General features: G+C 72.3%; 15 protein-coding genes and 1 pseudogene. 10 read left to right on the top strand and 6 right to left on the bottom strand.

The window, feature by feature from the left end:
* Positions 1-254: 254 nt before the first annotated feature.
* The 5 genes from OHO83_RS15135 (at position 255) to OHO83_RS15115 (ending at position 4,486) form a co-directional block, all read left to right on the top strand.
* Positions 255-1,136: a helix-turn-helix domain-containing protein gene (locus OHO83_RS15135; protein WP_266674819.1), complete on the top strand. Its 882-nt coding sequence runs from the start codon at positions 255-257 to the stop codon at positions 1,134-1,136.
* Positions 1,137-1,214: 78 nt separating this feature from the next.
* Positions 1,215-2,675 carry a 30S ribosomal protein S12 methylthiotransferase RimO gene (gene rimO, locus OHO83_RS15130; protein WP_266674820.1) on the top strand — a complete coding sequence of 487 codons (1,461 nt, stop codon included), beginning with the start codon at positions 1,215-1,217 and terminating at the stop codon, positions 2,673-2,675.
* The gene (pgsA, locus tag OHO83_RS15125; protein WP_116509142.1) at positions 2,672-3,352 is read left to right on the top strand and encodes a CDP-diacylglycerol--glycerol-3-phosphate 3-phosphatidyltransferase; all 681 of its coding nucleotides are present in this window, start codon (positions 2,672-2,674) and stop codon (positions 3,350-3,352) included. Before rimO ends, pgsA begins: the two co-directional genes overlap by 4 nt.
* Positions 3,349-4,002 (top strand): CinA family protein, encoded by a 654-nt coding sequence (locus tag OHO83_RS15120; protein WP_266674821.1) that lies wholly within the window; start codon positions 3,349-3,351, stop codon positions 4,000-4,002. The genes pgsA and OHO83_RS15120 overlap by 4 nt, the downstream gene beginning before the upstream one ends.
* Positions 4,003-4,111: 109 nt before the next feature.
* Positions 4,112-4,486, top strand: coding sequence for a helix-turn-helix domain-containing protein (locus OHO83_RS15115; protein WP_266674822.1), 375 nt, complete (start codon positions 4,112-4,114; stop codon positions 4,484-4,486).
* Positions 4,487-5,224: 738 nt separating this feature from the next.
* On the opposite strand, the gene OHO83_RS15105 is transcribed toward OHO83_RS15115, so the two are convergent.
* The 3 genes from OHO83_RS15105 to OHO83_RS15095 all read right to left on the bottom strand — a co-directional run bounded on the left by OHO83_RS15105 (position 5,225) and on the right by OHO83_RS15095 (position 11,959).
* On the bottom strand, positions 5,225-6,001 hold the full coding sequence (locus tag OHO83_RS15105) for an SDR family NAD(P)-dependent oxidoreductase (protein WP_330279618.1): 777 nt from the start codon (positions 5,999-6,001) through the stop codon (positions 5,225-5,227).
* 68 nt (positions 6,002-6,069) lie between these two features.
* Entirely contained in the window at positions 6,070-6,900 is an 831-nt protein-coding gene (locus OHO83_RS15100) for an Fpg/Nei family DNA glycosylase (protein ID WP_266674824.1), read from the bottom strand.
* Positions 6,901-7,075: 175 nt separating this feature from the next.
* Positions 7,076-11,959, bottom strand: coding sequence for an ATP-dependent helicase (locus OHO83_RS15095; RefSeq protein ID WP_330279617.1), 4,884 nt, complete (start codon positions 11,957-11,959; stop codon positions 7,076-7,078).
* 101 nt (positions 11,960-12,060) lie between these two features.
* On the opposite strand from OHO83_RS15095, the pseudogene OHO83_RS15090 reads away from it, so the two are divergent.
* The 3 genes and pseudogenes from OHO83_RS15090 to OHO83_RS15080 all read left to right on the top strand — a co-directional run.
* Positions 12,061-12,825: pseudogene (locus OHO83_RS15090) on the top strand (AraC family transcriptional regulator); the annotation flags it as partial.
* Between the two features lie 140 nt (positions 12,826-12,965).
* Positions 12,966-13,760, top strand: a complete 795-nt coding sequence (locus tag OHO83_RS15085) for an AzlC family ABC transporter permease (RefSeq protein ID WP_330280780.1) — start codon at positions 12,966-12,968, stop codon at positions 13,758-13,760.
* Positions 13,757-14,065 carry an AzlD domain-containing protein gene (locus OHO83_RS15080; protein ID WP_266674827.1) on the top strand — a complete coding sequence of 103 codons (309 nt, stop codon included), beginning with the start codon at positions 13,757-13,759 and terminating at the stop codon, positions 14,063-14,065. Before OHO83_RS15085 ends, OHO83_RS15080 begins: the two co-directional genes overlap by 4 nt.
* 44 nt (positions 14,066-14,109) lie before the next feature.
* Here the strand turns inward: OHO83_RS15080 and OHO83_RS15075 are convergent, their stop codons facing one another.
* The gene (locus OHO83_RS15075; protein WP_330279616.1) at positions 14,110-15,411 is read right to left on the bottom strand and encodes an MFS transporter; all 1,302 of its coding nucleotides are present in this window, start codon (positions 15,409-15,411) and stop codon (positions 14,110-14,112) included.
* Entirely contained in the window at positions 15,411-16,814 is a 1,404-nt protein-coding gene (locus OHO83_RS15070) for an alkyl sulfatase dimerization domain-containing protein (RefSeq protein ID WP_330279615.1), read from the bottom strand. The genes OHO83_RS15075 and OHO83_RS15070 overlap by 1 nt, the downstream gene beginning before the upstream one ends.
* A 163-nt stretch (positions 16,815-16,977) precedes the next feature.
* On the opposite strand from OHO83_RS15070, the gene OHO83_RS15065 reads away from it, so the two are divergent.
* Positions 16,978-18,162 carry a PucR family transcriptional regulator gene (locus tag OHO83_RS15065; RefSeq protein ID WP_329433832.1) on the top strand — a complete coding sequence of 395 codons (1,185 nt, stop codon included), beginning with the start codon at positions 16,978-16,980 and terminating at the stop codon, positions 18,160-18,162.
* Positions 18,163-18,181: 19 nt separating this feature from the next.
* On the opposite strand, the gene OHO83_RS15060 is transcribed toward OHO83_RS15065, so the two are convergent.
* Complete coding sequence (locus tag OHO83_RS15060; protein WP_330279614.1) at positions 18,182-19,135, bottom strand: hypothetical protein; 954 nt, start codon at positions 19,133-19,135, stop codon at positions 18,182-18,184.
* A gap of 79 nt (positions 19,136-19,214) precedes the next feature.
* On the opposite strand from OHO83_RS15060, the gene OHO83_RS15055 reads away from it, so the two are divergent.
* Positions 19,215-19,409, top strand: a complete 195-nt coding sequence (locus OHO83_RS15055) for a DUF3046 domain-containing protein (protein ID WP_266674832.1) — start codon at positions 19,215-19,217, stop codon at positions 19,407-19,409.
* Positions 19,410-19,447 lie beyond the last annotated feature (38 nt).

The raw sequence follows: 19,447 nt of genomic DNA, 5'->3' as shown, positions 1-19,447 counted from the left end.
GCCCCGCAGGACGAACGGACGGCTCACACTCGCGATCGACGCTCACTCGTAAGGGAGCGTGAGGCAACCGTTTCCCCTCCGCGTACGTCAAGTTGAGGGAGGGAACAGGTACGTGTCCCAGCATTGGGGTGACCGGCCTTCGTGCCCGGCCATTCCGATGGCGTAAAGGTCTCACCGCCCGGTTGCCCCACCCTTTCGTACCCCCCCTAGACTGAACCTCCAGCAGGTGGTTACACGCTCGAAAGGCGCCCCCCGTGTCCATCGGCAACTCCCCTGAAGACGACCGTCCTTCGGATGACGTTCGCGCGACGACCCCGCCGGCCGTCGAGCAGGCGCCCATGCCCTCGGACGACCGCCCCTCGATCGGAACCGCCCTCCGTCAGGCGCGCGAAGACGCCGGGATGACCGTCGACGAAGTCAGCACGTCCACCCGAGTACGCATCCCGATCGTGCAGGCGATCGAGGACGACGACTTCTCGCGGTGCGGCGGCGACGTCTACGCCCGCGGTCACGTCCGGACCCTCGCGCGCGCCGTGGGCGTCGACCCCGAGCCGCTGCTCGCCCAGTACGCCGACGAGCACGGTGGGCGGCCCGCGCCGACTCCGGCCGCTCCGCTGTTCGAGGCCGAGCGGATCAGGTCCGAGCCGCGCCGGCCGAACTGGACGGCGGCCATGGTCGCCGCGATCGTCGCGGTGATCGGCTTCGTCGGCTTCACCGCGTTCGGCGGCAGCGACGACGACGGATCCAAGCAGCAGGCCGCCGAGGGTGCGACACCGGCCAGCGGCAAGCCCAAGCCCACGCAGACCCCCAAGGCCACCAAGCCCACCGACCCCAAGCCCGACCCGACCGACAGCGCGATCGCTGCCGCGCCCCGCGACAAGGTCACCGTCAAGATCAACGCGGCGGACGGGCGCAGCTGGATCTCCGCGAAGGACCACAACGGACGGATCATGTTCGACGGCCTGCTCGAAGAGGGCGAGTCGAAGACCTTCCAGGACAACCAGAAGGTCGACCTCGTCCTCGGCGACGCGGGCGCCATCCAGCTGTACGTGAACGGCAAGCAGGTGGACAACGAGTTCGAGCCCGGACAGGTCGAGCGCCTCACCTACACCAAGGGTGATCCCGAGGTCGGATGAGCGGGAGGTTGCCCGGCGATGATCTCCGGGTAACCCTCGCGGGCGGTGCTGTCGGTGGGACGAAGTAGTCTTGAGCCCATGCCCGAACGCCGTACCGTCGCCCTTGTCACTCTTGGCTGCGCCCGTAACGAGGTGGACTCGGAGGAGCTCGCAGGCCGCTTGGAGGCGGACGGCTGGGAGCTCGTCGAGGACGCCGAGGCCGCAGACGTCGCTGTCGTCAACACCTGTGGCTTCGTGGAAGCCGCCAAGAAGGACTCCGTCGACGCCCTTCTCGAAGCCAATGACCTCAAGGGTCATGGCAGAACCCAGGCCGTCGTGGCCGTCGGCTGCATGGCCGAGCGGTACGGCAAGGACCTGGCGGAAGCCCTCCCCGAGGCCGACGGCGTGCTCGGCTTCGACGACTACGCCGACATCTCCGACCGGCTCCAGACCATCCTCAACGGCGGCATCCACGCCTCGCACACCCCGCGTGACCGGCGCAAGCTGCTGCCGATCAGCCCTGCCGAGCGGCAGGACGCGGGCGCCGAGGTGGCGCTGCCCGGACACGCCCCCGTGGACCTGCCCGAGGGTCTCGCGCCCGCGTCCGGCCCCCGCGCCCCGCTGCGCCGTCGCCTCGGGACGAACCCCGTCGCCTCGGTGAAGCTGGCATCCGGCTGCGACCGTCGCTGCACGTTCTGCGCCATCCCGTCCTTCCGCGGCTCCTTCATCTCGCGCCGGCCCAGCGACGTCCTCGGCGAGACGCGCTGGCTCGCCGAGCAGGGCGTCAAGGAGGTCATGCTCGTCTCCGAGAACAACACCTCGTACGGCAAGGACCTCGGTGACATCCGGCTCCTGGAGACGCTGCTGCCCGAGCTGGCCGCCGTCGACGGGATCGAGCGGGTACGCGTCAGCTATCTGCAGCCCGCCGAGATGCGCCCCGGCCTCATCGACGTCCTCACGGGCACCGACAAGGTCGTTCCTTACTTCGATCTCTCGTTCCAGCACTCTGCGCCCGCCGTGCTGCGCTCCATGCGGCGCTTCGGGGACACCGACCGCTTCCTCGACCTGCTGTCCACGATCCGCGACAAGGCGCCGCAGGCCGGTGTCCGGTCGAACTTCATCGTGGGCTTCCCGGGCGAGAGCGAGGCCGACCTGGCCGAGCTGGAGCGCTTCCTCACCGGCGCCCGCCTCGACGCGATCGGCGTCTTCGGCTACTCCGACGAGGAGGGCACGGAAGCGGCGACGTACGAGCACAAGCTCGACGAGGACGTCGTCGCCGAGCGCCTCGCGCGCGTGTCGCGACTCGCCGAGGAACTGGTCTCGCAGCGCGCGGACGAGCGCGTCGGCGAGGCGGTCCACGTGCTCGTCGAGTCCATCGACGACGAGGACGGTGCCGTCGGGCGCGGCGAGCACCAGGCTCCCGAGACGGACGGACAGGTGCTGCTCACCAGCAGCGAGGGCCTGACCGTGGGCCGTATCGTCGAGGCAAAGGTGATCGGCACCCAGGGCGTCGACCTGGTCGCCGAGCCGCTCGAGTGTTCTGAGGAGGCGGGCAGATGACCGGAGTCCCGGCATCCGCCACGGGCGGTTCCGGTAGGCCGGCGCCCGGCGGCAAGTTGGGCGCTGCGGCCGTCAACCAGGCCAGCCTGTGGAACATCGCGAACATCCTGACCATGCTCCGGCTCGTTCTTGTGCCGGGTTTCGTGGCGCTCATGCTCGCCGACGGCGGCTACGACCCCGTCTGGCGCGCCTGGGCCTGGGCGGCCTTCGCCGTCGCCATGATCACGGACGTCTTCGACGGACATCTGGCGCGCACGTACAACCTGGTCACGGACTTCGGGAAGATCGCCGACCCCATCGCCGACAAGGCGATCATGGGGGCGGCGCTCATCTGTCTCTCGAGCCTCGGCGACCTGCCCTGGTGGGTGACGGGAGTGATCCTCGGGCGTGAGCTCGGCATCACCCTGCTGCGCTTCTGGGTCATCCGGTACGGGGTGATCCCGGCCAGTCGCGGCGGCAAGATGAAGACCCTCGCCCAGGGCACGGCGGTCGGGATGTACGTCCTGGCGCTGACCGGGCCGCTGGCCACCTTCCGGTTCTGGGTGATGGCGGTGGCGGTCGCGCTGACCGTGCTCACCGGCCTCGACTACGTGAAGCAGGCCGTGGTGCTGCGCCGGCAGGGCATGGCGGCCGAGCGTGCCGCCCGCGACGAACGTGAGGCGGCGGCGGAGCAGTGACGTCCGGAGCGGTCGGCGGTGAGGGGGCGGACGGCCTCGTCACCGCCGCCGTGGTGCTCCGGCTGCTCGCCGAGCGCGGCGAGACCCTCGCGGTCGCCGAGTCGCTCACCGGCGGCCTCGTGGCGGCGGACATCACCTCGGTGCCGGGCGCCTCGCGCGTCTTCCGCGGATCCGTGACCTCGTACGCGACCGAGCTGAAACGGGACGTCCTGGGCGTCGACGGCACTCTCCTGGCCGAGCGCGGGGCGGTGGATCCCGAGGTCGCCCTGCAGATGGCGACCGGGGTGCGCAGGGTCCTCGGCGCGGACTGGGGGATCGCGACCACAGGCGTCGCCGGGCCCGACGAGCAGGACGGGCAGCCGGTGGGGACGGTCTTCGTGGCCGTCGCCGGTCCGGGGAATCCCCTCGCCTTCGAGGCGGGTTCCGGAGGGGCTGACGCGGGAGCCGGCACTGCGGTTGAGCGGTCCGGGGCACGGGCCGGCAGTTTCGCTCGTAGCCGGAAAGTGGCCGCGTTGCGGTTGAACGGCGGCCGTTCGGAAATCCGTATGGAGAGTGTACGGAGTGTGCTTGAGCTGCTCCTTGAGCAGGTCTTGAGCGAACGCGCAGAGAATGAGCGGGCACAGGATACGGAACAGAACGGGGGGTTTTGATGTTTACAGCCCTGAGTGAACACGACATCGCTCCCCGCACGGCCGCGGCGCAAGGCGGTACGGTGGGGCGTGAAGGATGCGGCTACGCGGTCCGAGGAGGGAGCCACCGATGATTCTGCTCCGTCGCCTGCTGGGTGACGTGCTGCGTCGGCAGCGCCAGCGCCAGGGCCGTACTCTGCGCGAAGTCTCCTCGTCCGCCCGAGTCTCGCTCGGCTATCTCTCCGAGGTGGAGCGGGGGCAGAAGGAGGCATCCTCCGAGCTGCTGTCCGCTATTTGCGACGCGCTTGACGTACGGATGTCCGAGCTCATGCGCGAGGTGAGCGACGAGCTCGCTCTCGCCGAGCTGGCCTTGTCGGCAGCGGCTACTGATCCGGTGCCCGCACCGGTTCGCCCGCGGCTCAATTCCGTCTCCGTGGCCGGTGTCCCACCGGAACGGGTGACCATCAAGGCGCCTGCGGAAGCGGTGGACGTCGTCGCTGCGTGACCCCACGCGGCGTGGCGCCTCGTGCAGGTGTCACTCATAAGTGTGTGAAAGCCCCGGCCGGGAGATCGGCCGGGGCTTTTGCATGTCGGGTCTCTTGCATGTCGAGGAGGCTCTCGTATGTCGAGTGGCGCGCGGGCCAGGGAGGCTGGGAGGCGATGTGGGGCGCCTGGAGTGGCGGGCCCAGGGCGGCGCCGGGCGGGCTCAACATGCCCGCATCAGGGCATTCATGCCATGGTGAAGGGGATTTCGACGTGCGCGGGAGCGCCTTCGGAGTGCGGGAACGCCTCCGGGGCCGCCCTGCCGCCGGGTGGCGCCGGCATTCGGGTTCGATCCGATCCGGCATCGGGCAGGAGGTGGCGGCCGTGGCGTGGCGGACCGTGCGCGGAATACCGGCCGGGGTGTGGCGGACCGCGCGCTGGATACCGGCTGTGGCCTTCGGGGCGCTGTGGTGGTGGGGCCTGCTGCGTCTGGCCTTCTCGCCGGACGCGGGTGCCTTCGAGGGGGCCGTGGCGGCCGGTGGGTGGGGGCTGAGCCTGCTGCCCGTGCACGCTGTGCCCAAGTCGCGGGCGGCGGGGGCGGTGGGATCCGTACGGCCGGGTGGGACTTCAGTGGGGCCGATCCGGCCCCCTGGAGCGTCTGTGGGAGCGGCGGGGGCCGGTGGAGCGTCTGTGGGGGGTGCGGGGCGGGGCGGGACTTCTGCGGGGGAGATGCGGTCCGCGGGGGCCGGGGGCGGGTGGCTTACCAGGGCATGGCGACGCCGCCGTTCGGGCGGAGGATCTGGCCTGTCGTGAACGATGACGCGTCCGATGCCAGGTGCAGGACGGCGTGCGCGATGTCGTCCGCCTCGCCCACGCGGCCCAGTGGGGACATCCGGACCATCACGGCCTCGGTGTGCGACTGCTCCGACGCGTCGTGCCGGCCGGTCATGGGCGTACGGATCCAGCCGGGCGCGACCGCGTTGACACGGATGCCCCGCGGACCGACCTCGGTCGCCAGGGTCTTCGTCAGCTGGACGACGGCGGCCTTCGAGACGCCGTAGCAGAGCAGTCCCGGGCCGCCGGTGTCCACGGCCCCCGAGGCCATGGTGACGATGCTGCCGCGTGTGCCCGTCGCGATCATGGCGCGGGCGGCCTCCTGACAGGCGTACAGCACGCCCTTGAAATTGATGCCGAGGACACGGTCGAGGTCCTCGTCGCGGGTCTCCAGGACGGGGCTGCTGTGCATGATCCCGGCGATCGCGGCCATGACGTCGAGGCGGCCCGTCGCGTCGACGGCCGCCGCCACCGCCTCGGCGAGCTGGGTGCGGTCCGCGACGTCGAGGGGGTGCGTGCGGGCCGTGCCTCCTCTGGTCTTGATCAGCGTCGCCGTCTCGTGCAGGCCCTGCGCGTCGCGGTCGGCGCAGTGCACAGTGGCTCCGGCGTCGGCCAGGAGCAGGGCGGAGGCGCGTCCGATGCCGCTCGCGGCGCCGGTGACGAATGCGGTGCGTCCGGTGAGGTCGTACGCGGTGACGGGCATGAGGGGACCGTACGAGCATTTCTGACGGATCGTCAATTAGCGCGTAGTGGCTATCTCGTGAGGCTGTGTCATCTGGTGGGGGGCTGCTTGGCGTAGGGGCGCGGGGCCGGGCCGTGTTGGCAGAAGGGGCACCAGTAGGTGGGGCGTTCGCGGGAGCCGTCGCCCTGGTCTGCCACGCGGACAGGGGTGCGGCAGCGCAGGCAGGGGCGGGGCGCCCGGCCGTAGACGTAGAGCCGCTGGCCGGGGCGGCCGCTGCCGGTTGTGACGCGCGCGGGGCGGTCGCGATTGGCTTCGAGGAGCTTCTTGGCGAGTTCGGGGAGGCGGGCGGCGGTGTCGTCGGGGAGGTCGCCGACCGGCAGCCATGGCGTGACCTGGAGGAGGAAGCACAGCTCGGACTTGTAGACGTTGCCGATACCCGCGAGATTGCGCTGGTCGAGGAGCGCCTCGCCGAGGGCGCGGGCCGGGTCGCGGAGGAGGTTGCGAAGGGCCGTGGCGGCGTCCCAGTCCGGACCGAGCAGGTCGGGGCCGAGGTGGCCGACCACCTTGTTCTCGTCGGCCGTGCGCAGGAGTTCGAGGACGGGGAGGCGGTAGCCCACCGCGGTGCGGGTGGCGTTGCCGAGGATCGCGCGGATCTGGTGGCCGGGGCCACCGGTCCACCGCTCGCCCGGTCCGTACACCTTCCAGGAGCCGTCCATGCGGAGGTGCGAGTGAAGGGTGAGGCCGCCCTCGATGCGGGTGAGGAGGTGCTTGCCGCGCGGGGTGACGTCGAGGACGGTGCGGCCGGTCAGGTCGGCCGTGGCGAAGCGGGGGACGCGCAGGTCGGAGCGGATGAGCACCTGGCCCGCGAGGGCGGTGTGCAGACGCCGGGCGGTCTGCAGGACGGTGTCTCCTTCGGGCATGGGTCAAGGGTGGCACGGGTCGCTGAGGTGGGGTGGGTGGCGTGGGCCGGTGCGGTGGGGAGGGACGGGGTCCGGTGCGGGTTCGGGGTGAGGTGGTGGGGAGGGATGGGGTCCGGTGCGGGTTCGGAGTGAAGTGGTGGAGGTCGGGATGGGCGTGTTCGGTGACGGGGCGGGGCTACGCGCGCAGGCGTAGGCCTCGCGGGGTTGCGTGGAAGCCGGCCGCTTCCAGGAGTGAAGAGAACGGGGAGGTCAGAGCGGCTGAGCCGTTGATCCGCTCCACGGTGATCGTGCCGAGGGAGCCCGCCTTGGCGGCGTCGGCCAGTGCCTCCGCGGCGGCGGGCAGCCGGGAGTCCTCGGCCATGTCGGCGGCGGTCAGCGCGCCGGCGTCGCCCTCTGATGCGGGCCAGGCGAGCAGGGTCTTGCCGCCACGCTCCATGTACAGGGTCAGCTCGCCGTCGACGAGCACGACCAGGGAGCCCGCCTTGCGGCCCGGCTTGTGTCCGGCACCGGTGGGGGAGTCGGGCCAGGGCAGGGCCGCCCCATAGGCGTTCGCCGGGTCGGCGGCGGCGAGGACGACGGCTCTGGAAGCGGCTCTGCGGCGGCGCGGGGCGCGACCGGAGCCGGAGCCGGTGCCGAGGCCGGAGCCGGGGTGGCCGGGTGCGGGCCAGGCGTCGTGTTCCGCGAAGTCCGGGGGGAAGTCCGGGGCGGCGTGCGGCCCGGTGGCCGTGGGCCATGAGGGGTCCCAGGACGCCGACGCGTCGGTCGTGGGGTTCGCGGGCGGGCCGGGCAGGCCTGCGTAGGGGTCCGGCGGGACGTCGCCGCGATCGCGGGCGTTAGCGGCCGCGCGCAGGCGGTCCACCGCGCCGTCCATCGCGAACTGCGCGGCGCCGAGGCCCTCGACGACGTACCCCCGCCGGGCCTGGCCGCTGTCCTCGAAGGCGGACAGGATGCGGTACACCGCGGAGAAGCCGCCTTCCACGCCTTCCGCGGCGACGGCGCCCCGGGTCACCACGCCGTGCCGGTCGAGGAGCGTGCGGGCCAGGGCGTGGGCGCGCACCGTCGGGTCGGGGTCGGCTGCGGGCAGCAGCGACCAGCGGCCCGCGACGGTCGGCGGGCCCGATCGGGAGGCGGTCCGCGCGGCGGCGGTGAGGCCTCCGTAGCGCCCGCGCGGGATCGCGCGGCGGGCGCGGTGAGCCGTGGAACCCGCGGTGCGGCCCGATCCCAGAAGCGAGCGCATCGGGGCCAGCGTGTCGTTCGTGAGCCGCCCGGACCAGGCCAGATCCCAGAGCGTGTCCGCCAGTTGGGGATCGGTGGCATCGGGGTGCGTCGTCGCGCGGACCTGGTCGGCGATCTGACGGAAGAACAGGCCGTAGCCACCGGAGAGCGTGTCCAGGACGGACTGGTGGAGAGCGGTGAGCTCCAGGGGGTGCGGCGCGGGGAGCAGGAGGGGTGCCGTGTCTGCCAGGTACAGGGAGACCCAGCCGTCCTTGCCGGGCAGGGAACCCGCGCCCGCCCACACGACCTCGCCCGAAGCCGTGAGTTCGTCGAGCATCGCGGGCGCGTAACCCGAGACTCGCGACGGCAGGACGAGCTTCTCCAGGGCGGACGCCGGTACGGACGCGCCCTGCAACTGCTCGACCGCACGCACCAGACCGTCCACGCCGCGCAGCCCGTGTCCGCCCAAGTGCTGCCACTGGGGCAGGAATTGGGCGAGGGCGGCGGGCGGGACCGGCTCCAGTTCGTGCCGCAGGGCCGCGAGCGAACGCCGGCGCAGACGGCGGAGCACCGTCGCGTCGCACCACTCCTGGCCGATGCCCGCCGGATGGAACTCGCCTTGCACCACCCGCCCGTTCGCCGCCAGGCGTTGCAGGGCGCCGTCCGTGACCGCCGCGCCGAGACCGAAGCGGGCGGCGGCCGCGGCGGAGGTGAACGGGCCGTGCGTGCGCGCGTACCGGGCGAGAAGGTCGCCCAGGGGATCCTTGACGGGCTCCGTGAACGCCTCGGGTACGCCGACCGGCAGCGCTGTGCCGAGCGCGTCTCGCAGCCGGCCCGCGTCCTCGATCGCCGCCCAGTGGTCGGCTCCCGCGATACGGACCCGGATGGCGCGGCGGGCGGACGCCAGCTCCGGGGCCCACCCCGGCTCGGCGCCCCGCTCCGCCAATTCGGCGTCGGTGAGCGGCCCGAGGACGCGCAACAGGTCGGCGACGCCCTCGACGTCCTTGATGCGGCGGTCGTCGGTGCGCCACTGGAGTTCCTGCTCCAGCTCGGCGAGCACGTCCGCGTCGAGGAGCTCGCGCAGCTCGGCCTGGCCGAGCAGTTCGGCGAGCAGCCGCGAGTCCAGCGACAGAGCGGCGGCGCGCCGCTCGGCGAGCGGGGAGTCGCCCTCGTACAGGAACTGGGCGACGTAGCCGAACAGAAGGGAGCGGGCGAACGGGGAGGCCTCCGGGGTGGTCACCTCGACGAGGCGGACCTTGCGGGACTCGATGTCACCCATCAGCTCGGCGAGGCCGGGCACGTCGAAGACGTCCTGGAGGCACTCCCGCACGGCTTCGAGGACGATGGGGAACGAACCGAACTCGCTCGCCACCTGGAGGAGTTGGGAGGCGCGTTGGCGCTGCTGCCACAGGGGGGTGCGCTTGCCGGGGTTGCGGCGGGGCAGCAGCAGGGCGCGGGCCGCGCACTCGCGGAAGCGGGCGGCGAACAGGGCCGATCCGCCGACCTGGTCGGTGACGATCTGGCTGACGTCGCCCTTGTCGAAGGCGACGTCGGCGGCCCCGAGGGGGGCCTGGTCGGCGTCGTACTCCGAACCGGCCCTGGCGGGCTCCTGGTCCAGGAGGTCGAGGCTCATGAGATCGGCGTCGGGAAGGCGCAGGACGATGCCGTCGTCGGCGTGCATGACCTGGGCGTCCATGCCGTACTTCTCGCCGAGCCTGGCCCCGAGAGCGAGCGCCCAGGGTGCGTGCACCTGCGCGCCGAAGGGGGAGTGCACGACGACCCGCCAGTCGCCCAGCTCGTCACGGAACCGCTCGACCACGATGGTGCGGTCGTCCGGGATGTGGCCGCAGGCCTCGCGCTGCTCGGACAGATAGGCCAGCACATTGTCCGCGGCCCATGCGTCGAGGCCCGCCGTGAGCAGCCGGAGCCGCGCGTCCTCCGGGGACAGGGAGCCGACCTCGCGCAGGAACGCGCCCACCGCGCGACCCAGTTCCAGCGGCCGGCCGAGCTGGTCGCCCTTCCAGAACGGGAGTCGGCCCGGGACGCCGGGTGCGGGGGAGACCAGTACGCGATCGCGCGTGATGTCCTCGATGCGCCAGGAACTCGTGCCGAGGGTGAACACGTCGCCCACCCGGGACTCGTAGACCATCTCCTCGTCGAGCTCGCCCACCCGGCCGCCGCCCTTCTTGGGGTCGGATCCGGCGAGGAACACCCCGAAGAGGCCGCGGTCCGGGATCGTGCCCCCGGAGGTGACGGCCAGGCGCTGGGCACCGGGGCGTCCGGTGACGGTGCCTGCGATGCGGTCCCACACCACGCGAGGGCGCAGCTCGGCGAACGCGTCGGAGGGATAGCGCCCGGCGAGCATGTCGAGGACGCCGGTGAACGCTGACTCCGGCAGCGATGCGAAGGGGGCCGCGCGGCGGACGAGCGCGAGCAGGTCGTCCACCTGCCAGGTGTCGAGCGCCGTGATCGCGACGAGCTGCTGGGCCAGCACGTCCAGAGGGTTGGCGGGGATACGGAGGGACTCGATGGAGCCCGTGCGCATCCGTTCGGTGACCACGGCCGCCTGGACGAGGTCGCCCCGGTACTTCGGGAAGACGACGCCTGTGGAGACCGCGCCCACCTGGTGTCCCGCACGGCCCACGCGCTGGAGGCCGGACGCCACGGAGGGCGGGGACTCCACCTGGACGACGAGGTCCACCGCGCCCATGTCGATGCCCAGCTCGAGGCTGGACGTGGCGACCACGGCGGGCAGCCGGCCCGCCTTCAGGTCCTCCTCGACGAGGGCGCGCTGCTCCTTGGAGACCGATCCGTGGTGGGCGCGGGCGATGACCGCCGGCGCTCCGTTCGCCGCGCCCGAGCCGCCCATCAGCTCGGCCGGCGCGTGGTCCTCGGGGAGGGCCTCGCCCGTCGCCCGCTCGTACGCGATCTCGTTCAGCCGGTTGCACAGGCGCTCGGCCAGGCGGCGGGAGTTGGCGAAGACGATCGTCGAGCGGTGCGACTGGACCAGGTCGGCGATGCGCTCCTCGACATGCGGCCAGATGGACGGGCGCTCCGCGGCCTGGTCGGAGTCGGCGACGGGTGAGCCGCCGAGCTCGCCCAGGTCCTCCACGGGGACGACCACCGAGAGGTCGAACTCCTTGCCCGAGCGCGGCTGGACGATCTCCACTTTGCGCTGCGGCGACAGATAACGCGCCACCTCGTCGACAGGACGGACCGTCGCGGACAGGCCGATCCGGCGGGCGGGCCGGGGCAGCAGCTCGTCGAGCCGCTCCAGGGACAGTGCGAGATGGGCGCCACGCTTGGTGCCCGCGACCGCGTGCACCTCGTCGAGAATCACCGTCTCGATGCCCGTGAGCGCGTCACGCGCGGCGGACGTGAGCATCAGGAACAGCGACTCGGGAGTCGTGATCAGAATGTCCGGCGGCCGGGTCGACAGGGCGCGGCGCTCGGCCGGGGGCGTGTCCCCGGAGCGGATGCCGACCTTCACCTCGGGCTCCGGCAGTCCCAGGCGTACCGACTCCTGCCGGATGCCGGTGAGCGGGCTGCGCAGATTGCGCTCCACGTCGACCGCGAGGGCCTTGAGGGGCGAGACGTACAGGACGCGGCAGCGCTTCTTCGGGTCGGCCGGCGGCGGCGTCGACGCCAGTTGGTCCAGGGCGGCCAGGAACGCGGCCAGGGTCTTGCCCGAGCCTGTCGGCGCGACGACCAGCACGTCCGAGCCCTCGCCGATGGCCTGCCACGCCCCGGCCTGCGCGGAGGTGGGCGCGGAGAACGCCCCCGTGAACCAACTGCGGGTCGCGGGGGAGAAACCGTCGAGCGGGCTGCGTGCGGACCTGACCATGCACCCATCGTGCACCCCCTCACTGACAATGGCCCGGACCTGCGCAAACGCTCCGCGCCGGGACCCCGGCGCCGGGCGGCGCGGCTCGCTCGTGGCGCAGAATGGAACACATGGCGGGGACGGGAACGAAGGAATGGGCCAGGCACTGGCGCTACGAACAGCTGCCGGGTCTCGACCTGCTGCGGGCGCGCTACGTCCGCCACACCTTCCCCCGTCACAGCCATGACGGGTACGTCTTCGGCGCGGTCACCAGCGGCATCGAGGACGTGGGACTGCCGACCGGCACGGTGCACGCGGGACCCGGCACCGTCGTCATGATCAACCCCGAGGTGGCGCACACCGCGCGGGCGGGTGAGCCCGGTGGCTGGGCGTACCACACGCTCTATCCGTCGGCCGATGTCATAGCGGAGATCGCCGGCGAGACCACGTCGGTCCGTGGGACGGCCGCGTTCGCCGAGCCGATCGTCGGCGACCCGCACGCGGCCCACCTCATCCGCGAGGTGCACCGCGCGGCGGAGGAGGGCAACGCGCTCGCCGCCGACAGCCTGCTGCGCGTCGTGGTCGCCCGGCTGCTGCGCGATCACGGGCAGCCCATGACCGCGCGCCCCATGCGGTCCGCCGGCGCCGCGATCGCGGCACGCGCACGTGCCGTGCTCGCCGAGCGGATGGCGGATCCGCCGTCGCTGGAGGTCCTCGCCACGGAACTCGGCACCAGCCCGTTCGCCCTGCTGCGCGCCTTCAGGGACGCGTACGGGATGCCGCCGCACACCTGGCTCACCGACGCGCGCGTGCGGGCCGCCCGCCGCCTCCTGGACGGCGGCACGGCACCGGCCGACGCCGCCGTGACGGTCGGCTTCACGGACCAGCCGCACCTGAACCGGCACTTCACGCGGATCGTCGGCGTACCGCCCGGCGCCTACCAGCGGGAGCGCAAGAACGTACAAGACCCGGCAGCGCGCTCCCTCGTACCGTCACAGGCGTGGCAGAACAGACAACATCCGCGGCGATACGCGCCGGATCAGCACGGGACGGGCAAGGAGGGCGGCTTGGCGACGGAAGGCCTGAGAAGGCCGATTCCGCCGTCGTCAGGGACGCGCTCGGTGTCGGTGTCGCCGTCGGACTCTCCGGGTTCGCCTTCGGCGTGACCTCGGCCGGCAGCGGCCTCAGCGTCCTCCAGACCTGCGCGCTCAGCCTGCTCGTGTTCACCGGGGCCTCGCAGTTCGCCCTTGTGGGCGCGATCGCGGCCGGCGGCAACCCGCTCACCGCCGCTGCGGGCGCCTTCTTCCTCGGCGTGCGCAACTCGTTCTACGGGCTGCGCCTGTCCCAGCTGCTCGCCCTCCCGCGCGTGGTGCGCCCCTTCGCAGCGCACTGGGTCATCGACGAGACCACCGCCGTCTCACTCGCACAGCCCACGCGCCGCAGCGCCCGTATCGGCTTCACCGTCACGGGACTGACCCTGTACGTGCTGTGGAACCTCACGACCCTGCTCGGGGCGCTCGGCGCGGAGGCCATCGGGAACACCGACTCGTGGGGGCTCGACGCGGCCGGACCCGCGGTCTTCCTGGCGCTGCTCGCGCCGATGCTGCGGACATCCACGGAACGCGCCGTGGCCGGTATCGCCGTCATCCTCGGGCTCGGGCTGCTGCCTGTCCTGCCGGCGGGTGTCCCGGTCCTGGTGGCCGCGCTCGCCGCGCCGGCCGTGCTCTACGCAGAGGGGCGCCGGGCGGCACGGCGAACGACCGGAAAGAACCCACAAGAGGACCCGCGGAAGGCCGACGGCCGACAGGGAGAGGGCCGATGAACATCTGGATCGCCGTCGCGGTGACCGCAGTCGGCTGCTATGCCGTCAAGCTCATCGGGCTCCTCGTGCCCGCCGGCGCCCTGGAACGGCCGCTGGTCCGGCGGCTGGCGGCGCTGCTCCCCGTGGCCCTGCTGGCCGCGCTCACGGCCCAGCAGACCTTCGCCGACGGCACCACGCTCGTTCTCGACGCGAAGGCGGCCGGGCTGGCCGCGGCGGCGGTCGCGCTGATTCTGCGCGCGCCGTTCCTGGTCGTCGTCGCGGCGGCCGTCGTGGTCACGGCCGGGCTGCGCGCCGTCACGGGATGAGCCCCCACGCGCGCGTGGAATCCGCGCACACCTGCGACCCGAACTCAGTGCGCCACCGGCACCTGCGGCACCGACCCCGTCGCGGGTTCCGGTAGGCCCAGTCGCCGGGCCGTTGTCTCCGGGCGGCAGATGAGAGTCGCCAGGATCCCCGCTGTCACCAGGAGTCCGGCGGTGAGCAGCCAGCCCTCTTCGTAGCCGGCCGACACCGTCCGGGCATGGTCCACCATGCCGCCGAGCACGAGGGGCGACAGGATGCCGCCCAGCGCGTAGACGAAGGTCAAGGTGCCGAGGACGACGCCGCGTCGGGCCGGAGGAGCGATGCGGGCACAGGCCGTGCATGCCACGGTCAGCATCACCATGGCGAGCGCCATGGGGCCGAGCATCAAGGGCACCTTGACCGCCAGGGAGTCCGTCGTGCCGTACACGGCGGTGGCGCAGCCCGCGACGGTGACGAGGAGACCCGCACCGGCACCTGGGGGCAGGCGCCGATGTGTGCCCTTGCGGGCGGAGCGCTGGGCGATCAGGCCGTGGCCGAGGATGACCGCCCCGTTGGCGAGGGCGCCCAGGCCGACCATCGTGCCTGCCTGGTGAAGGTTCCAGCCGACGACGCTCTCCAGGTAGTCGGGTGCCCAGGTCAGCATGGTGCTCATCGACCAGTAGGCGGCGAACGAGCCGAACGCGGCGGTCAGGAACGTGCCGGAGAGCAGGATCGCGCGCAACGGCACTGTGTCCGTCGTGGACGTCTGCTCTGCGGCCTCGGACGGCTTCCGGGTGAGCGGCGGGGCCAGCGGCCCGTCCGCGCCCCACAGCTGCCAGCAGACGGCCCACAGAAGGCCCGCCAGACCGACGACACCGAACGACCATCGCCAGCCCCAGTGTGTGATCACCCAGGTGAGCACCGGCGAGGCGACGGCCACTCCGGCCGCCGCGCCGACCAGCAGAACCGCGGTGGGCAGGGCCCGCTCACGCTGCGGGAACCAGCCGTGGACGTGGTGCATGGCGACGGGGGAGGCGGGCCCCTCCGCCGCCCCGAGGAGCACACGCGTGGCCAGTAGCGTGCCGAACCCCGCCGCTCCCCACAGCATCGGCAGTTGCGCCACCGACCACAGCAGCGCGAGCACCAGCAGGAGGGTCGCCGTCCGCACGCGCCGTGTGAGGGCCGAGACAACGAGCGCGGCCAGCGAGAACAGAGCGAAGAACGCCGACTGCGCCGTGCCGAACTCCTGCCGCGTGATGCCGAAGTCCGCCCTGATCTCCGGGCCCGCGAGCCCGAGCACGGCCTTGTCCGCGAAGTTCACGAGCATGAAGGCGAGCAGCAGCCACGTGGTGCGCCACGCCCGGCTCATCAGCAGCAGCCGTCTTCGTCGTCGACCACACCGACGCTGATCGCCCCTTCGGCCCGCCTGCGTCCCTCCGGGGAGCGCGTCAACTCCGTCTGCACGTCCGTGCCGGCGGCCACGGCGGCCGATTCGGCCGCTGCCCAGTGGAAGACACCGCGTGCCATGGTCGACGTCTCCTGGAGGGCACGTCGTGCGAACACATCGGCACGCACGCGTGCCACCTCCTGATCGGCGGGCGCCGCGAGGGCCGCGGTCTCCGCCAGATGCGAGGCGAGGCGCAGTTCTCCGACGGCGAGCAGTTCGGAGGCGCGGAGCGCCAGCGCGGACGCCCCGCCCGCGGCGCGTGCGAACTCGGCCGCGACGTCCGCCTCCGGGGCGGGCTTGAGGTGCGCGGGGTTCTGGTCGTACCAGCCGCCCCACAGGCGCCACAGGTTGCGTACGACGAACTCCGGCTCGTCGTAGGCCGGGTGGAGGTACGGCTTCGCCAGCAGCTCCTCGGGGACCTTCACGCCGTGGATGACCGCGTCGAGGCGGTGGCCCGCGTTCATCAGCTCCCTGGTCTGCTCGCACAGCGACTCCAGGAGGCGCGCGGTGTCGTCGAGGGCCTGGTGCACGCGGCGGGAGCCGACGACGGGAACGCCGTGTCCAGGCAGCAGGAGTTCGGCGCCGAGTTCCTGCATGGCACGCAGGGCGCGCGCCCAGTCCTCCGGATAGCGCTGCACCTTCTGAGGGTTGCCCGCGTTCGGCGTGTTCCAGATGAACAGGTCGCCCGTGCACAGCGTCCGGAGTTCGGGGATCCAGACGTAGGTGTGGTCGTCGGTCTCCCCGCGCGCGTGCACGAGCTCGAACGTCAGCTCCCCGCGCCGCACGGTCAGACGGTCCCTGTAGACGACGTCCGGATAGCGGTACGTGGTGGGCCACTCCAGGGAGGGCACTCCGAACTGCCGGCGATTGATCCAGGAGTTGTAACCCGCCGTCCTGATGTAGCGGTCGAACCGCGCGGGGACGGCTTCGTGGGCGATCACCTCGGGACGCGGGCCGCCGCTGTTGTCGGCCTCCTGATCGAAGGGCGCCACTCCGAAGACGTGGTCCACGTGACCGTGCGTGTACACCACGGAGCGCACCGGTCCCGCACCGAACCCGGAAACCGCCTCGTGCAGTCGGGCCGCCGTACGGAAGTCGCCCGAGTCGACGAGGACCACGCCGTCGCCCGTGTCGAAGGCGGCCACGTTGGCGAACGCGGGAAAGAAGCCCACCCGGTCACGCAGGCGCACCAGTTCACCCCCCGAGTACGTGCCCGTCAGATGAGGCAGCAGCGTCTCGGTGCCCTGCCAGACCCGGTCGATGTAGTCGCCGTACGAGCCGTGCGCGGAGTGCTGGGCGTGGTCCTGCTCTTTGTGTCCGGTCATGTACTCGGCTCCTCGTGTGCAGTGCGGTCGATCGCCACCGGCCACGAGTTTCGGCCCCTGATGTGAGATCGAACACCGCCTCGCGTCACACGTCCCGCCCGTGGGTAATGTGACGCGTCACAAACGCAGTGCCCGTCCATGTCCATGGGGGAATGGAGGAACAGTGGCCCTGTCACCCGAAGCCCGCTCCCTGGCCGCGCGCTGCGAACCGAGAGTCAACGAACTCGCCCGCCGCATGGCTCGCGAGGCGTTCGAGGAACTGCCCGGGTACGCCGAACTCCCCGATGACGTGAAGGACTTGGAGGTCGCCGCGACCGTCCGACACGGTGTACGGCTCTTCCTGCGACGTGTCAGCGAGCCGGACCTGGTACAGCCCGGCAGCAACCGGCTGTTCCGCGAGCGCGCCGCTCAGCGGGCCGAGGAGGGCATGCCGCTGCATCTCCTCCTGCGCAGCTACGCGCATGGCCTGTACGCCCTGTGGCAGGCCTTGCGCGACGTCGCGGGCCCCGGAGAGGAAGGCGCGCTCGTCGAGCTCGTCGACGTACTGCTGCAGTCGCACCCGGGGATCGTGGGCGCCGTGGCCGAGACGTATCTCGACGAGCGCTCCGCCCTGGAGGCCGAGCAGCGGGCCCAGGTCCGCTCCCTGGTGCGCGGCCTGCTCGACGGGATGGTCCCGCCCGGGCACGTCCTCCTGGAGCAGCTCGGCCTCGAAGGGCCCGCTCTCGTACTGGCCCTCGCCCTCGACGCGGATCCCGCCGAGGGACCGGTCGCCGTGCGGCGCAGGCTGCGGCGGCTGCAGACCTCCCTGGACCACACCTTCGGAGTGGAGGTGCTCGCGCTCCTGGAGGCCGACGGGGGGCGGGTCATCGTGCCCAAGGACTGCCCGGCCCCGGACGATCTGGCCGGCCGTCTCGCCAAGGCGGGCGGGTTCGAGGTCCGGGTGGCCGCCGTGCAGGCGGCCGGCCCCGAGGAGGTGACCGCGGCGGCCCGCACCGCCACCGAGATCCTGCGCATCACGCGCGCGTGCGGCATCCCGCCCGGGCTGCACCGCCTGGACGACGTGCTCCTGGAGTACCACCTGTCCCGCCCCAGCGAGACGAGCCACCGGATAGCGGCCCTCCTGGACCCCGTGGCCGGCAGGCCGGAACTCCTGGAGACCCTGCGCACCCATCTCGCCCACCAACAGGACCGCAGGGCGACAGCCGCCGCGCTCGGCCTGCACCCCAACACGGTCGACAACCGGCTCGCCCGCATCGGCGAGCAGACGGGCATCGACCTGTCGGCTCCGCGCGGGACGGCACTCGCCATCGCCGCGCTTCTACTGAGGGACGCGGTCGACGCCTCCTGAGGAGCCACCCAAGAAGGCGTCAGGCGATCGGCCGCCCGTAGGCCCGCAGCGTGTGCAGCGCCTCGACCGTCACCACGGGTCGCGCCTCCAGTGCGACCGCCGGAGCCCACTGGCGCCAGCGGATCGGCCACCCGCCGTCGTCCTGCTGCTCGCCCGCGAGGAAGTTCAGCGAGCGCGCCATCTCCTCATCCGTGAACCACGCGCGCGCCAGCGACTCCGGAGCCTTCGCGTAGTCGTGCGGAAGGTGATGCTCACCCGGCGCGTACCCGGGCGCTACGGGGTACGCCTCCGGCTGCCCGGGATCGAGCAGCGCAAGCCGCTGCTCGCGCACCAGCCGGCCGAGCCGGTCGGCGGCCGCCTCCGCGCGCGGGCGGTCGGGGGCGCCGTCCAGGAAGGCCACGGCCGCCTCGATCTCGTAGGGATGGGACTTCTTCAGGGACTCGACCGCTGCCCAGCAGAAGTCGGTCGCCCGGAACAGCCACGCGTGCCACACCTGGTTGCGGTGCAGCAGGCCGACCACGGGGCCCGTGGCGAGCAACTCGCTCGGCGGGTCGTCCACCACCGGCACGAAGGGCGCGCACGGGTAGCCACGCTGGCTGGGATGGATCGCCGGGAGAGCACCCTCGGCGGTCGACACCGACGTCAGGTAGCGGCACACGCGCTCCACCCGCTGGCCGCTGCAGCGGCCGATCGAGTCGAGGACACGCAGCGCCTGCCCGGTGTGCAGGGGCTGGCTCACCGGGCCGCGGAGATCGGGTTCGAGGGCGTGGCCGTAGCCCTCGTCCTCGTTGCGGTAGGCGGAGAGGGCGGTCTCGACGGCGTCTGCGCCCGCCCGGCCCGCGCCGAGGAAGTGGTAGGCGAAGCGTCGCTGTTCCAGCACGCGCGCGGTCAGCCAGACGAAGTGCTCGGCACGGGAGAGCGGGGAGGGCGCCGAGCTGGTCTGAGGGAGTGGGGATGCTCCGTTTTCGGCCATGCACCGACCGTAGGACGGAAAGCGTTCTCGGTGAGCCTTCCGTGCCGGGCTGCACTCTCAGGGGCGGGATACTGGTGTCATGCGGTTGACGGTCTTCTGGCAGCGGATGGCGGATCACTTCGGTCCTGGCTACGCCGACACATTCGCGCGCGATCATGTGATGACGGAACTCGGTGGGCGCACCGTGCACGAGGCGCTCGACGCCGGCTGGGAGGCGAAGGACGTGTGGCGTGCGGTGTGCGGCACGATGAATGTTCCGTCGGAGGACCGCTGACCTGCTCGAACGAGCGGGGTTGGTGACCGGTTGTCGGT

It is taken from the genome of Streptomyces sp. NBC_00569, assembly GCF_036345255.1.
Taxonomy (GTDB): Bacteria; Actinomycetota; Actinomycetes; order Streptomycetales; family Streptomycetaceae; genus Streptomyces.
The sequence above is the reverse complement of the archived record's forward strand: the minus strand, read 5'-3'. Positions and strand labels throughout refer to the sequence as shown.